The sequence below is a fragment of the Cohaesibacter marisflavi genome, assembly GCF_963665895.2.
Taxonomy (GTDB): Bacteria; Pseudomonadota; Alphaproteobacteria; order Rhizobiales; family Cohaesibacteraceae; genus Cohaesibacter; species Cohaesibacter marisflavi.
Genome location: NZ_OY762534.1, coordinates 3971238 through 3985461, shown reverse-complemented (window position 1 = coordinate 3985461; position 14224 = coordinate 3971238). Strand labels below are relative to the sequence as shown.

Annotated in this window: 15 protein-coding genes; 3 read left to right on the top strand and 12 right to left on the bottom strand. The window is 53.3% G+C overall.

Annotated features, from left to right (window positions below; translation table 11 throughout):
• Positions 1 to 14: 14 nt before the first annotated feature.
• The 10 genes from ACKPCT_RS18870 to ACKPCT_RS18825 form a co-directional block, all read right to left on the bottom strand.
• Positions 15 to 605: an AprI/Inh family metalloprotease inhibitor gene (locus ACKPCT_RS18870; RefSeq protein ID WP_090074634.1), complete on the bottom strand. Its 591-nt coding sequence runs from the start codon at positions 603 to 605 to the stop codon at positions 15 to 17.
• A 97-nt stretch (positions 606 to 702) separates the two neighbouring features.
• A complete protein-coding gene (locus tag ACKPCT_RS18865) occupies positions 703 to 1326 on the bottom strand; it encodes an AprI/Inh family metalloprotease inhibitor (RefSeq protein WP_090074633.1) in 624 nt (207 codons plus the stop codon).
• 328 nt (positions 1327 to 1654) lie between these two features.
• On the bottom strand, positions 1655 to 2737 hold the full coding sequence (fbaA, locus tag ACKPCT_RS18860) for a class II fructose-bisphosphate aldolase (RefSeq protein ID WP_090074632.1): 1083 nt from the start codon (positions 2735 to 2737) through the stop codon (positions 1655 to 1657).
• A 295-nt stretch (positions 2738 to 3032) separates the two neighbouring features.
• Positions 3033 to 3488 (bottom strand): arsenate-mycothiol transferase ArsC, encoded by a 456-nt coding sequence (locus ACKPCT_RS18855; protein WP_090074631.1) that lies wholly within the window; start codon positions 3486 to 3488, stop codon positions 3033 to 3035.
• 369 nt (positions 3489 to 3857) lie between these two features.
• Entirely contained in the window at positions 3858 to 4640 is a 783-nt protein-coding gene (locus ACKPCT_RS18850) for a succinate dehydrogenase iron-sulfur subunit (protein WP_090074630.1), read from the bottom strand.
• Positions 4641 to 4743: 103 nt separating this feature from the next.
• A complete protein-coding gene (gene sdhA, locus ACKPCT_RS18845; RefSeq protein WP_319514625.1) occupies positions 4744 to 6591 on the bottom strand; it encodes a succinate dehydrogenase flavoprotein subunit in 1848 nt (615 codons plus the stop codon).
• 6 nt (positions 6592 to 6597) lie between these two features.
• Positions 6598 to 6972, bottom strand: coding sequence for a succinate dehydrogenase, hydrophobic membrane anchor protein (gene sdhD / locus ACKPCT_RS18840; protein ID WP_090074628.1), 375 nt, complete (start codon positions 6970 to 6972; stop codon positions 6598 to 6600).
• A gap of 16 nt (positions 6973 to 6988) precedes the next feature.
• Positions 6989 to 7393: a succinate dehydrogenase, cytochrome b556 subunit gene (gene sdhC, locus ACKPCT_RS18835; protein WP_090074627.1), complete on the bottom strand. Its 405-nt coding sequence runs from the start codon at positions 7391 to 7393 to the stop codon at positions 6989 to 6991.
• Positions 7394 to 7842: 449 nt separating this feature from the next.
• On the bottom strand, positions 7843 to 8892 hold the full coding sequence (locus ACKPCT_RS18830; RefSeq protein ID WP_319567635.1) for a MaoC family dehydratase: 1050 nt from the start codon (positions 8890 to 8892) through the stop codon (positions 7843 to 7845).
• A 162-nt stretch (positions 8893 to 9054) separates the two neighbouring features.
• Positions 9055 to 9873 (bottom strand): siderophore-interacting protein, encoded by an 819-nt coding sequence (locus tag ACKPCT_RS18825; RefSeq protein ID WP_090074625.1) that lies wholly within the window; start codon positions 9871 to 9873, stop codon positions 9055 to 9057.
• A 232-nt stretch (positions 9874 to 10105) separates the two neighbouring features.
• Between ACKPCT_RS18825 and ACKPCT_RS18820 the strand changes: the two genes are divergently transcribed.
• Entirely contained in the window at positions 10106 to 10642 is a 537-nt protein-coding gene (locus ACKPCT_RS18820) for a GNAT family N-acetyltransferase (RefSeq protein ID WP_175528148.1), read from the top strand.
• 52 nt (positions 10643 to 10694) lie between these two features.
• Here ACKPCT_RS18820 and ACKPCT_RS18815 read toward each other — a convergent pair whose 3' ends face one another.
• Together ACKPCT_RS18815 and ACKPCT_RS18810 are read right to left on the bottom strand one after the other, a co-directional pair.
• Positions 10695 to 10913 (bottom strand): DUF1737 domain-containing protein, encoded by a 219-nt coding sequence (locus ACKPCT_RS18815; protein ID WP_090074623.1) that lies wholly within the window; start codon positions 10911 to 10913, stop codon positions 10695 to 10697.
• 2 nt (positions 10914 to 10915) lie between these two features.
• Positions 10916 to 11803: an HpcH/HpaI aldolase/citrate lyase family protein gene (locus tag ACKPCT_RS18810; protein ID WP_319567634.1), complete on the bottom strand. Its 888-nt coding sequence runs from the start codon at positions 11801 to 11803 to the stop codon at positions 10916 to 10918.
• A 129-nt stretch (positions 11804 to 11932) separates the two neighbouring features.
• Between ACKPCT_RS18810 and ACKPCT_RS18805 the strand changes: the two genes are divergently transcribed.
• Entirely contained in the window at positions 11933 to 13099 is a 1167-nt protein-coding gene (locus ACKPCT_RS18805) for an NAD(P)/FAD-dependent oxidoreductase (RefSeq protein WP_319514633.1), read from the top strand.
• 24 nt (positions 13100 to 13123) lie between these two features.
• Positions 13124 to 14092: a pyridoxal kinase gene (gene pdxY, locus ACKPCT_RS18800; RefSeq protein ID WP_319567633.1), complete on the top strand. Its 969-nt coding sequence runs from the start codon at positions 13124 to 13126 to the stop codon at positions 14090 to 14092.
• The last annotated feature ends 132 nt before the right edge of the window (positions 14093 to 14224 follow it).

Below are 14224 nucleotides of genomic sequence, written 5' to 3'. Positions count from 1 at the left end.
AAAGCCGCCCTGGCTCAGCGGGTGAAGGACAAACTACGCCCATCCATCGTTGCTTGACCGGAAAAACGCCCCGGCGCATTCGAATGGAACCGTCCAAGAATGGTCGATCCATCTTCTGCCAGGAAGACAACCAGCTTTTCACCATCCAGACGCCATGCATTGATCCTCTGTAGATCGGACGAACTACAGCCACGCGAAGACGCCCGATACCCGCCAGTCCAGTTGGTCAAATTGATATTCAATTTGCACTGCTCGGCTCCGGAGGTCAGCGTCCAGGCCCCCAGAAGATCGGTTCGCTTCAAGCTACGCGCCGAAGATGGCACGGGCTGGGATAGCGCCGACATGTCATTCTGAACCGGAGGCGCCAGTTCGGCCTCAGCGCCCATCGCGTTGTTGATCGGCTGGCCGGACTGCTGCCCCGTTGAATAGGACTGGTTCGGATACTGATCATTGGGAATAAGAGATCCAAGCGCCTGACTCTCGACAGGCGACGTCGGAGCTGGGTTCAATGGGGATGCGTCATTGCCACCAAACCGGTCAAAGCCAGCGGATGAACAAGCTGTCAGCAACAAACCGGCACACAAAAGCGCGGAATAGCGAATCATACCACTCTCCTTACGTCACACAGATAAGAGTTTTGATTCTTATTGGTAAATATTCAAGGACCAACTGAAAGATCCGTTAATTTCAAGCAGAAACTGGTCAAGATTTCTTCAGAACCAGCATATTGCCTTCTTTATTCACACCAACCCAGACACCTCTCCCATCAGACCGTAGTTTGACAATGTCGTCGCCCATATGGTCGCGCAACACCAAACGGTCATCAAAGGCCACCCAACTGTCCAGCATAAACAGGCTCGTCGGGCAGGCAGAATTCCCCGATGCCTTGTAGCCATAATCCCTGCGGGCATCCTCAAGAACCAGCTCGCAACTCTCTGAGAGCCCCAGAGAGGAACCCAACTGCCTGAGCTTTTCCCTTGAGTTCTTCGGCTGCAACTTCCAACGGCCAACATAGGGCTTGAGTTCCGCATGGGTTGTGCCTGCAGGCACAAAATTCTGCGAGGCCTCGGCATAGGCTTGTCTGAATTCAGCATCTACGGCATCAAACGCCGCACCCGGCTCGGCAACACCCAGTGAACTTTCATTTGGCTTGGAAAATTTATCCGACGCAGACACCAGCGCAAGATCTGCGCTTTGGTCAGGCATGGCAACAGGACCACGCCCCACCGCGCCGGCTGTTTGCTGAGCCCCGCTCTGGCTGGAAGAGAGCCCTCCAGAAGACACCGCACAGCCCCCCAGCGCCAAAGCGAAGAGAGAGATGGTCATGAGTGTTCCAGATCGTTTCACAATCAACCCCGAGAGCGCACAAAGAAGAAATACGGCCCTGCCCTGCGCGCCCCAAAACCATAGCAAGCCAGCCAAAAGCCGGAAGAATCAGTGTTTTGCGCAAAGCAGTTGCCCGATACGCATCAACGGATAACAGGGAAATGTGGCAAAGACAAAAGTTTTCTGCCCAAGCCCGTGTTCCATAAGACCAATTCACAGGACCCCGGCCAATATCACCCGCTCCGGATTACAATACGCCACCCAAAACGAAAAAAGCCCTCCGGGAACACCCGGAGAGCCTTGTTCTTGAAGCAACACTATTCGTCTATCACTTGTCAGCGACAGAACGACCAGCCGAGCCCAGATCCTGCATGGCTTCTTCGAGGCGAGCAATCATGCCCTCTTCGCCTGCACGCAGCCATTTGCGCGGATCGTAGAATTTCTTGTATGGCGTACCGTCTTTCGGATCCACCTGATGCTTGAAGGCTACCGGCTTTTCGTCGACTTTCGCGCCAACAGCCTCAGCAAAGGCAAACTGGATGTCGGTGTCGATGTTCATCTTGAACACGCCATAGGACACAGCTTCGGAAATCTGCTCTTTCGGAGACCCAGAACCGCCGTGGAACACCAGGCTCAACGGCTTGTCGGCCAGATTGCGTTCCTTGGCAACCAGCTCCTGAGAATGCTTCAGGATTTCCGGACGCAGCTTGACGTTGCCCGGAGCATAAACGCCATGCACGTTACCGAAGGATGCAGCCACGGTGAAGTGACCGATTTTGGACAGGATGTCATAGGCATAAAGAACATCTTCAGGCTGGGTGTAGAGACGTGGATCGGCTGCATCGCCTTCTTCCAGCTCTTTACCGATGCCATCTTCTTCACCACCGGTGACGCCAAGCTCAATCTCGAGGCTCATGCCCATCGGAGCCATGCGTTCGAGATATTTGGCGCTGATCGCAACGTTGTCTTCCAGGGTTTCTTCGGACAGGTCGATCATGTGGGAGGTGTAAAGCGGACGACCGTTCGCCTTGTAATATTTCTCACCTTCGTCTAGCAGACCGTCGATCCATGGCAACAGTTTCTTGTTGCAATGGTCGGTGTGAAGAACGGCACAGATGCCATATTCTTTTGCCAGCAGATGTACATGCTGGGCGATGGATACAGAGCCCAAAACACGCGCGCGCATCGCATCAGGAGCACCCTGACCAGCGAAGAACTGTGCGCCGCCGTTCGACATCTGAATGATGATATCGGATTTTGCTTTGGCAGCTGCTTCCATTACCGCATTGAGACTGTTGGTGCCGGTAACGTTGACGGCTGGCAGAGCATATCCACCTTCTTTGCATGCTTCCAGAAGCTGCAAATACTCTTCGCCGGTGATGACGCCCGGGCTCAATTTGATTCCGCTCACGCTGATCTCCCTTAAAGTTTCGAGACTAAATTAATTCTCGATAGTCAAATAAAACATTCCTTCTCCAACGTCCAGAAAATAGCAAAGAAAGAAGCAATATCGGTCCTATCGGTTAGTATTTTTCCTGTGTTAGCACAAATCATTGAACAGCTTCAATGTTTACCCGCAAACACAGAAAAGCAAATGCCAATCAGTAGCATTTCATCGCTTATGCCAGCCTTTTTACATGAGCTGACATGCAGACAAGGCAGACCGGGCTCAAGGATAATCCCGACCTGACAGTCTATTTACTGCATTAAGCAGCCATGGAACCGGGCAACAACCCTGTCGCAACGGCCCGATCAATGGCAAGACGCAGATCCGCATAGGTTTCCCTTACCGCCCTCTTGCGATGCCCCGGAAGGTCAATTCGGTCAAAAGAGCCAGGCACCTTGAGATAGGTGACGGGAGGATTGTAAGGAAAAATCGGACGCTTGTGCGCCCCTCTTGCCGGCTCAAACCCAACCACCAGATCAATGCGTGGCGAATAGGCCTGTAAGAAGATATCGACCGGCTTGGGACAATAATCCTCCGGCGCAATGCCATTCCCTCTGAGCACGTCGAACACATGCCTGTCCAGTCGGTCCGCAGGTTCGAATCCGGCGCTGAATGCACGCACGGCATTGTTAAGCCCCCGATTGAAATATGCTTCAGCCATGATGCTCCGATCATTGTTCGTTTCATCAAGGAACAGGATATTCGTTTGCAGCATGAAACCCTCCGTTCTGCCAACGCTCAGGCAGCCAACTAAACAAACTTTCCGACAACTCCATGACAACCCGAAAAGAATTGTCCTTCTCTCCTCCGAAGCAGGCCGGAAATCAGAAATGGTGTTTGGTTGACAATGTCACCACTCACATGGGCTTAAGCAGACAGTATTTCAAGAATTCAATTTTCTCATTTATTTCAATAGCTAAGATCGCGTAACCTCGCATTCTTGACACATTCCTGACAATCCACATTTGGACACTTTCGCTTAAAAACAAATGAGCCCAAACCAAAAAACCGCCCACCAGATCTCTCTGGAGGGCGGTTCTGATTCACTCAGCTTCTAGCTTATAGCCAGAAACGACACACCATATTAAACAGCGCGTTCAAGCAGCATACGCTTGATTTCGGCAATTGCCTTGGCCGGGTTCAGGCCTTTCGGGCAAACCTTGGTGCAGTTCATGATCGTGTGACAACGATAGGCACCGAAGGCATGATCGAGTTGATCAAGACGTTCACCGGTATATTCGTCACGGCTATCGATGATCCAGCGATAAGCCTGAAGAAGAGCCGATGGGCCGATGTAACGATCGCCATTCCACCAGTAGGATGGGCAAGAGGTCGAGCAGCAGGCACACAGGATACATTCATAAAGGCCGTCCAGTTTCTGACGATCTTCATGAGACTGCAGCCATTCGGTGTCTGGAGCCGGCGTATCGGTCTTCAGATAAGGCTCGATGGAAGCATGCTGGGCATAGAAATTGTTGAGGTCAGGTACAAGGTCCTTGACCACCTTCATATGCGGCAGCGGATACACATTCACAGACTTGGACTTGCATTCGTCCATACCGAAGGTACAGGCGAGATTGTTTGCCCCGTCGATGTTCATGGCGCACGAACCGCAGATGCCTTCACGGCAAGAACGGCGCAACGTCAAGGTCGCATCGATGTTGTCTTTAATGTAGAGCAGCCCATCGAGAACCATCGGGCCACAATCGTCACGATCGACATAATATGTGTCGATCTGGGGGTTTTTGCCGTCATCAGGATTCCAGCGATAAACGCGGAATTCGGTCAAGTTGGTCGCACCTTCAGGCTTTGGCCAAGTCTTGCCTTCTTTAATCCGTGAATTTTTCGGCAGCGCAAGTTCAACCATCTTTTCGCTCCGTATTCGGGTCGCGCCCTTATCGCATCAAGGCGAGCTCGGGCTTTAATTTCGAAAAGGCCGGGCAACGTCATGCTGCCCGACTTGAAAGACATTAGTAGACGCGAGCTTTCGGCGCGATCTTGGCAAGGTCGATACCGCCTTCTTCCTCGGAAGTAAGCGGATCGAGAATAACCGGACGATAGTCAAGTTTGACATCGCCATTCTCTGCGACCCAAGCCAGCGTATGCTTACGCCAGTTTTCGTCGTCACGACCACCCAGAGGACCATCTTTATAGTCTTCACGAGCGTGTGCACCGCGGCTTTCCTTACGAGCTTCAGCACCAACGACCGTTGGAAGGGCGTTGATCATCAGGTTCTGAAGTTCGAGAGATTCCATGAGGTCGGAGTTCCAGATCAGCGACCGGTCGGTCACTTTCATTTCACTCATTTCACCCCAAAGAGCAGCCATTTCCTTGCAGCCCTGTTCCAACGTTTCCTGAGTACGGAAGACGGCAGCATTGTTCTGCATGCTCTTCTGCATCTTCAAGCGCAGCTGAGCAGTGGTCTGAGAGCCGTTTGCATGACGGACCATGTCGAAGTTGGCCATGATCTTGTCAAAGCAAGCCTGGTTCGGCGTCGGCATCGGCGCTTCGCGGTCGATAACCTTGCCAGCCTTGATAGCTGCTGCACGGCCAAAGACCACAAGGTCGATGAGCGAGTTGGACCCAAGACGGTTGGCACCATGAACCGAGGCACAAGCCGCTTCACCGACAGCCATAAGGCCCGGAGCAACTGCGTTCGGATCATCCTTGGTTGGGTTGAGCACTTCACCCCAATAGTTGGTCGGAATACCACCCATATTGTAGTGAACGGTCGGCAGAACCGGAATAGGTTCCTTGGTCACGTCAACACCGGCAAAAATCTCGGCCGATTCGGAAATACCCGGCAGGCGCTCTGCCAGCATATCCGGATCAAGGTGATCAAGATGCAGGAAGATGTGGTCCTTATTCGGGCCAACACCGCGACCTTCGCGAATTTCGATGGTCATGCAGCGGGAAACCACGTCACGGGAAGCAAGGTCCTTGGCACTCGGAGCATAACGCTCCATGAAGCGTTCGCCTTCGGAGTTAACCAGATACCCGCCTTCACCACGAACACCTTCGGTGATCAGGCAGCCAGCGCCATAGATGCCGGTCGGATGGAACTGAACGAATTCCATGTCCTGCAGCGGCAGACCAGCACGGGCGATCATAGCATTACCGTCACCGGTAATCGTGTGGGCAGACGTAGCGGAGAAGTAGCAACGACCATAACCACCGGTCGCCAGAACAACCATTTTGGCGTTGAAGCGATGGATGGTGCCGTCGTCAAGGTTCCAGGCAACCAGACCTTCGCAGGTGCCGTCTTCGTTCATCAGCAGGTCAAGACCGAAATATTCGATATAGAACTCAGCCTTGTTGCGGATGGACTGACCATAAAGCGTATGCAGGATAGCGTGGCCGGTACGGTCAGCAGCAGCACAGGTACGCTGCACAGCAGGCCCTTCACCATAGTTCTGCATATGGCCACCGAACGGGCGCTGGTAGATCTTGCCTTCTTCAGTACGCGAGAAAGGAACACCATAATGTTCCAGCTCATAGACCGCAGCCGGAGCTTCACGCGCAAGATATTCCATGGCGTCGGTATCACCGAGCCAGTCAGAACCCTTGACGGTGTCATACATATGCCACTGCCAGCTGTCAGGCCCCATATTTTCAAGTGATGCTGCGATACCGCCCTGTGCGGCAACCGTGTGCGAACGGGTTGGGAAAACCTTGGTTACGCAAGCGGTGCGCAGACCCTGCTCGGCCATGCCGAGGGTTGCGCGCAGACCAGCGCCACCGGCCCCCAAAACGACAACATCATGATAGTGGTCGTGAACTTCGTAGGCACGACCATTGATATTATAAGTATTGGCCATCTGATCTTACCCTCCAAATGCCACTTTAAGCACCGCAAAGAAAAGGGCGGCACAGACGACGATAGCCGCGAAGCTGTTCAGGATCTTGGACAGCGTGCGATATAGCTGATTCTGGAAATAATCTTCCGGAATGGTGATAGCGCCCAGATAAGCGTGATATCCGGACACGGCGATAACCAACAGAAGGAAAATCGCGACAAGCGGATGTCCAACAAGCGCTCTGGCCTGCTCATAGTCGGATCCTGCAGCGGCCATTACAAAAATAACGAAACCGATGGTGAGGAAAACCAGAGCAAAAGCGGTAAGCCGGATCATCCAGTGATGTTCCGTGCCGTGATGAGTTTCACCAAGGCCACGAATGATTTTGGTAGATGTTTTCATTTCTCTCTCCCCGTCCTCACATCACAGCATAACCGATGATCCAGATAACGACCGTCAACAGGAAGCCGCCCAGGATGGTTGCGCGATAAAGGAATTCAATCTGGGGCTTCTCGATCATCACAGGAATATCCCACAGGAAGTGACGGATACCACCAAGCATGTGATGCATGAGTGACCAGGTAAAGCAGAACAACACAAAGCGCCCCAGAATGGAGCCCCAGAGGGTCTGCGCGGTTTCAAAAGCTTCAGGCCCGATTGCCAGAGCAATCAGCCAGTACGCCAAAAAGAATAAGCCGATGTAAGCACCAACCCCGGTTACACGATGGCTAATGGAAGTCGCCATCGACAGGGTGATCTTGTAGGCAAAGTTTTGGACATGGGGAGATGTAGGGCGTTTACCCTTCAGGTCGACGTCTGTCATATTTTCGGTCCTCGACAGCTGACACTTACGTATTACGTAAAAATAACCAGGTTTTGGTCTGCATGTCTGTTGTCATAGCGAGATTTCTGGATCTGGTCAAAGCGACCAACCCGCTAATTCGATGAATTTTGTCCAAACTGCGCCTAACGGACAGCATCACATTTGAACAATAATGCCATTATCTCGATCAAGATTAAGATCAAGTAAGCAATATCTTAGCGGACGTGACGAAACTTAATTGCAATAATGGGGATGATATATGATATTTCGCAAATCCTCCCGACTTTTGGCTAACTAGCCACAAGACATTTACAAAAAGACACACCAAGTGGCTCCCAACTGCAAACGCAAGACAGAATCCTAGTGTCTTTTCCTCCAATTGATTCCAGCAGGTCGGGGCCGAACAAGCCTCCCCTCAACCAAACCGGGTTCACCTTCTTGTACCATGTTCAGCGCGGAAGCACCAACCACAGATCCGTGTCCAGGATAACAGAAGGTTCATAGCCGGCCTCATTTTTCCCCGGATATGCACCGCATGGCGCGTCTTTTGTCGCATAGAGCCGGATTCGCAAGGCCCCGACATCATCGCGAGCAGGTAGCGCCGCCTTATCAATGATCTCCGACCAGGCGAATACGGTTTCCCCGGCGAACAGGGGTGCGACATGTCGCCCTCCATTGATGGCAGCAATGTGGAAAGCATTGGATAACCCGTTGAAAGACAAAGCGCGGGCAAGCGAGATGACATGCCCACCATAAATGAGTCGGCGCCCGAATCGCCCCTTACCCTCCGTAAACTGGTTGAAATGCACCTTGGCTGTATTCTGATAAAGACGTGTCGCCATCTGATGCTCGGCTTCTTCGACCGTCATGCCATCCAAATGATCGATCCTTTCGCCCACCTCATAGTCATCCCACTTGTAGGGAGAGCCGGAAAGGTCGGTGTCGAAGTCCTCAACATCTAGAATGGGCACCGCATCCCCCAGCGCATCAGGCGCCAGAGCGGCTGGCAGTGAAGGCACCGTATCGTGCCCGGTCGGCACGGCGGGATCTTTTTTTCGCACCATTACCCAGCGAACATAATCCAGCACCGTGTCCCCGTGTTGATTGACCCCGAAGGAGCGCACATAAACAACACCGGTCTTGCCATTGGAATTTTCCTTGAGGCCAATCACCTCCGACGTTGCAGTCAGGCTGTCGCCGGGAAAGACGGGCACAAGAAACCGGCACCCCGCATAGCCTAGATTGGCCACGGCATTGAGCGAAATATCCGGTACGGTTTTGCCAAAGACAATATGAAAGACCAACAGGTCATCCAGCGGGGCCCTTTGATAGCCGATGGACCGCGCAAAAGCGTCCGAACTCTGCACCGCAAAACGGGAGCCATAGAGCGCGGTATAAAGCGAGGCATCACCCTCGGTCACGGTACGCGGCGTCGCATGCCGGATAACTTGACCCACTGAAAAATCTTCAAAAAAGTTACCTGGATTGGTCTTGCTCATTGTCCCCTCCCCTTACACACCACCCAAGCAGAGCGGCAGACTGTGCAGGCAATATATTGCACCGCAGCAAAGCTGTCATTTGGAGGAAAGGCGGATAGATAAGCAAAAGGGATGCCCCCCTTGGGCATCCCTCATATCACCACATATCAGAAAGAGACGAAGTCAGGCAGGCTTGGCAGGGGCATCACTTATGGATTTCTCCGAACTGTCCGCCTGACCGTGCACCCAATAGCCAGCAGCTTTCATCCATTGCAGCGGATGCCCCTTCTCTTCAAGAAAGAAGGTCCGAATCGCCTTGGCAACGCGTGCTTCAGCAGCAATCCAGATATAAGTGCCCTCGCCGCAAGAGACATCCTTGATGCTATCAAGGAAAGGCGTCGGACTGGCAGCCTTTTTCTCAGAACGATGAATCCAGTGCATCGTGAGCTCGGCGTCAGTCTGAAAATTCTGCTCATCCTCAGCGCCGGGGACAGTCGCAAAAGCTTCCACCTCTGTTTCTGGCCCCATTTCTTCCACCCAACGCCCCAGTGCAGGCAAACCCGTTTCATCCGCGATCAGCACATAGCGCGCGATATCCCCTTTGAGGACGGCAGAGCCGCGCGGGCCACCGATCTGCAGATGATCACCCGGTTTGACAGAAAGAGCCCACGCCGTCGCAGGTCCGGCATCATGCACAGCAAAATCGACAGTCAACGTCCGCGCCTCATTGTCATAGGCGCGCGGCGTGTAATCCCGCATCACCATCATGCCGCTGGGATCAGGCACAAACAGCTTCATGTGATCATCGGCCGCCAGACTGGTAAAATCTGCCAATTCCTCACCGATCAGCGTGACCCGGATCATTGATGGCGTCAGCCGCTCGACCGTCTTCACTTCCAGATCCCGCTTCTTCAGTTCATGGCGCACACGTTCAAGGATCGGGGCGGGGATCGGGGCGGGGATCGGGGCGGGGATCGGGGATTTGCTGTTTTCTGAAGTCATATTGTCATCACTCAATCTGTTTTTGAAATATCTGAACCATATCGGAAGCAAACAAGAGAATTCAAGAGTTTCCAACTCAACTTTTATGCATCAATGCCAGAAAAGCAGTCCCCTTTTCAACCCGCCATATCAATCCGAATGGGTATTTTCTACTATGCGGAGTGCCCAACCGAATCAGACATGCCTGGAGCGGGGTGCAACCAAACAAACCCGAGCCATCAGAGGCCCAGTCATGCCACAAACCAAGCCCCCCAAAGAATCAGCCACACCAGACACACACTCGACAGCGCAGGTAAGCCTTGCCCCTTTTGCCGAGGCTGATTTCCAGAGCTGGTTTGATCATTGCACCGAAGAATATGCCAAAGACAAGCAGAAAACCTTTGGATGCACACTGGAGGCGGCTCGCACCTTTGCCCAATCGAGCATGCAGTGCGCCCTTGCCGATGGTTTGCAAACCAAAGACAACCATTTTTTCAAGGTGATCGATGAAAAAGGCGACAGGATCGGCGCAATCTGGATTGCGGCGCAAACCCAATTCAATCAGAAGAGCGCCTTCATTTACGACATCGAGATTGAGGAGAATGAGCGCGGCAAAGGATATGGGCGCGCCGCGATGCTGGCTCTGGAAGCGGAAGTTGCCCAAATGGGCTTTCCTTCCATCGGCTTGCATGTCTTTGCCTTCAACGAGCGAGCCTTTGCCCTTTATCAATCCCTCGGCTTTGAAGTCACGGATTACACAATGCGCAAAAAAATACAGCCTCAAAACTGAGGCTGTTTTCTTTACTCTTTGGCTAGATAAGCGTCGTTCAAACGCAATCCGGTTATAGCTCGCCCAGAACCACGTCCCGGCTATACTCAAACGGCTCGACCAGCTTGGTCACCGCCTGCCCACATTTCATCACCCGTGCTTCGGCATCATAAGCATAGCTGGGAGAGCCATGCAGTTCCCACCCCTTGGAGAGCGCCTCGGTGACCCGGTGACAAAAGGTGGCGTCATCCACGCCTGTGAGAAACCGGTATACTCTTTGTTTTTCGTTCATGACTATTCCTCATCCCGAGCCGCAATGGCTTCGGCAATATCCACCAGACGGCGGGCCATTTCCGCATGCAGTCGCTCGACCATTTTGCCGTCAATCGTCATGACATTTTTTGACTGATTCTCCGGTGCATCGAAAGCCTCGATCACCTTTCGCCCCCACGCCACGGCATCAGCGTCCGGTGAGAAAATGCGGTTGCAGTCGGCAATCTGTTTGGGATGAATCAGCGTCTTGCCATCCATGCCCATTTCTGCGCCCTGCACGCACTCGGCAACGAAACCGTCCGTATCGTTGAAATTGTTGAACACCCCGTCGATGATATCCAGATCAAAGCTTCTGGCCGCGGCCTGACAATTCATCAGCAAGCCATAAACCGGGGCCCGTCCGGGCACCATTGCAACGCGTGTTTCCTTGACCAAGTCATTGGTTCCCAAGACAAAACAACTCAAGCGGCGACCATGATATTCTTTTGTCGCCTCGGCAATTTCCAGCGCCCGCAACATCCCTTGCGGGGTCTCCATCATGGCCCAGATCTTGATATCCTGATCGGCGCCTGCATCATTCATCTTGCGCCCCACCGTATAGACGTCTTCGGCACAATTGACCTTGGGCACAAGTATCGCATCAGGCTTGGCTTCGATAGCAGAGACCAGGTCATCCGGCCCCCATTGGGTCTCCAGACCATTGATGCGGATCACCACTTCGCGATGCCCGAAGCCCCCTGCCTTGACAGCTTCGGCAACCTGAGTCCGAGCCACTTCCTTCATGTCAATCGCAACGGCATCTTCCAGATCCAGAAGCAGCACATCCACATCAAGGCTGCGGGCTTTTTCAAGAGCACGGGCATTGGATCCGGGCATGTAAAGAGCTGTTCGGCGCGGGCTGAAAGACATTGAAATTTCTCCGATCTTTGAGGCAATATGCTGGCGCGCGACAACTTAAAACACAAACGCGCGCCTAGCCATCCCCTTCCTTAGGCCAACCTCCCTTTAAGGAAGACAAGAAGAAAAACGGAACAGCAAATGAAACAGGCAGATCTCGTCATTATTGGTGGCGCAATCATGGGGGCTTCAGTGGCCTATTTCCTGAAAAAGGATCTCGGCTTCGAAGGCTCTGTCATTGTGGTCGAAAAGGACCCCACCTATGCCAACAGCTCAACCACACTTTCGGCGGCATCGATTCGCCAGCAATTCTCCACTCCGGAAAATATAGCCCTGTCCCAATATGGGCTGCAGTTTTTCTCAGAGCTGAAAGATCGTTTCGGTCCAGATGCAGATATCGCTTATCAGGAAGGTGGCTATCTCATTCTGGCATCGGAGGCAGGCCTACCGATCCTTCAGAACAACTACAAGACTCAGATCGAATGCGGCGCGGACATCGAGCTGATGTCGCCGGACGAGATGAAGAAGACCTTCCCATGGCTCAATGTCGAAGATCTCGCAGCCGGGGCCTACGGACGGTCCGGTGAGGGCTGGTTCGACGCACACATGTTCCTTGACCTCGTTCGCAAGGGGGCCATTGCAGCTGGTGCCGAATTCATCAAGGGTACCGTCGTTGCCATGGAAAAACAGGGCAACAAGGTAACCTCGGTCAAACTGGACAATGGTGACACCATCGGCTGCGGAGCCGTGGTGAACTGTGCTGGCGCCAACGCTGGCAAGGTTGCCGCCATGCTCGACATTCCTTTGCCGATTGAGCCACGCAAGCGTACCATCTTTGTCATCGACAACAAGAAGCCGCATCCGAACATGCCACTGATCACGGACACCTCCGGCGTCTATGTCCGTCCGGAAGGGGAATTCTTCATTTCCGGCTGCCCTCCAATCGATGACCCGGCTGCCGAATATGAAGACCACGATCCGCATTACGATCTGTTTGACGAAGTCATCTGGCCTGCTCTCTACAACCGCATGCCCGGCTTTGACGCCATCAAGATGACCAACGCCTGGGCCGGTCATTACGAATATTGCACCCTCGATCAGAATGCCTTCATCGGTGCGCATCCGGAGATCACCAACTTCTATATCAACGCTGGATATTCCGGTCACGGGCTGCAACATGGCCCCGGAGCTGGTCGCGGCATTGGAGAACTGTTCCTTTTTGGCGAATATCGCTCGCTTGATCTCTCTATTTTCGGTTATGAAAGGATCGCGAATAACAAACCCGTCAGAGAATTCAACATCATCTGACGCAAACGACAAAGAGATGATCGCATGACCGACCTGATGGCCCAAACCGGCAATCCCAATGTGCGCGACGCCCCGTTTGTGGCAAAACCGATCATCGTCATTTCATCTCATGTCATGGCTGGCGCGGTGGGCAACCGCGCCGCTGCCTTCACGCTGGAGCGTCTGGGGTTCCCGGTCTGGGAAGTCCCGACGGTCATTCTTCCCTGGCATCCGGGCCACGGCCCAGGCACGGTTCAGAAGATGGATCCGGATCTTTTTGCCAAAAGCCTGGAAGATCTGTCCCGCCACCCGGATTTTGCCTCGGTCAGCGCCATTTATTCTGGCTATTTGGGATCGCTCGAACAGGTCGCGGCCATTGCTACGCTTGTTGACAAATACAGACAGGCCAATCCGGAAGGCCTCTATTTCTGCGATCCTGTGGTCGGCGACAAGGGCGGCCTCTATATGGCTGAGCCGATCGCCGTTGCCATCCGCGATGAGCTGATCCCGCGTGCGGACATAATTTCGCCCAACCGCTTCGAGCTTAACTGGCTCACCGGCTCTGCCGAAGAAAACAATATCGGCCTCATCGAACAGGCCAAAAAGCTGGAACGCAAGACCACACTGATCACCAGCGCCTTTGCCCTGATGCGTAACTCCATCGCCAACCTGCTCATTCAAAAAGGCACCGCCGACAAACAACCGTTGCCGATCATGTGCGAACATCCCGCCATTCCCAATCCGCAGAACGGTACAGGCGACATGATGGCCTCCCTGTTTCTGGGCCACAAACTGGCTGGTGCGTCCGATGAAATGGCGCTCAAGAAGGCCTCAAGCGGTGTATTGGAAGTTGTCACCCGTTCGGCCAATCTGGGCTACAGGGATTTGGAAGTTGCCCGTTTTGCCGACCGCTTCCACTCTCCCATGGCTATGGTCAACATGCGCCAGATCGGAGCAGGTCCCAAACTGACGCCGGTCAGACGCGCGCCCAAAAAGCCGCAACCGCTGGACTGATGTGGGCTTTTCCCCTTGTTTTCCGCATAGCCGCTTTGACAGATCAAAAAAATCGCGCAGACTTGCGCAACAACTCTTGATTTTTCATGCGTCCGGCGCGAGATGTCATACGGAAAAACCAGTATGCGATGA

Coding starts and splice junctions, on each gene's coding strand:
- ACKPCT_RS18870 (WP_090074634.1), bottom strand. CDS start 605: ATGATTCGCTATTCCGCGCTTTTGTGTGCCGGTTTGTTGCTGACAGCT.
- ACKPCT_RS18865 (WP_090074633.1), bottom strand. CDS start 1,326: ATGACCATCTCTCTCTTCGCTTTGGCGCTGGGGGGCTGTGCGGTGTCT.
- ACKPCT_RS18855 (WP_090074631.1), bottom strand. CDS start 3,488: ATGCTGCAAACGAATATCCTGTTCCTTGATGAAACGAACAATGATCGG.
- ACKPCT_RS18850 (WP_090074630.1), bottom strand. CDS start 4,640: ATGGTTGAACTTGCGCTGCCGAAAAATTCACGGATTAAAGAAGGCAAG.
- sdhA (WP_319514625.1), bottom strand. CDS start 6,591: ATGGCCAATACTTATAATATCAATGGTCGTGCCTACGAAGTTCACGAC.
- sdhD (WP_090074628.1), bottom strand. CDS start 6,972: ATGAAAACATCTACCAAAATCATTCGTGGCCTTGGTGAAACTCATCAC.
- sdhC (WP_090074627.1), bottom strand. CDS start 7,393: ATGACAGACGTCGACCTGAAGGGTAAACGCCCTACATCTCCCCATGTC.
- ACKPCT_RS18830 (WP_319567635.1), bottom strand. CDS start 8,892: ATGAGCAAGACCAATCCAGGTAACTTTTTTGAAGATTTTTCAGTGGGT.
- ACKPCT_RS18825 (WP_090074625.1), bottom strand. CDS start 9,873: ATGACTTCAGAAAACAGCAAATCCCCGATCCCCGCCCCGATCCCCGCC.
- ACKPCT_RS18820 (WP_175528148.1), top strand. CDS start 10,106: ATGCCACAAACCAAGCCCCCCAAAGAATCAGCCACACCAGACACACAC.
- ACKPCT_RS18815 (WP_090074623.1), bottom strand. CDS start 10,913: ATGAACGAAAAACAAAGAGTATACCGGTTTCTCACAGGCGTGGATGAC.
- ACKPCT_RS18810 (WP_319567634.1), bottom strand. CDS start 11,803: ATGTCTTTCAGCCCGCGCCGAACAGCTCTTTACATGCCCGGATCCAAT.
- ACKPCT_RS18805 (WP_319514633.1), top strand. CDS start 11,933: ATGAAACAGGCAGATCTCGTCATTATTGGTGGCGCAATCATGGGGGCT.
- pdxY (WP_319567633.1), top strand. CDS start 13,124: ATGACCGACCTGATGGCCCAAACCGGCAATCCCAATGTGCGCGACGCC.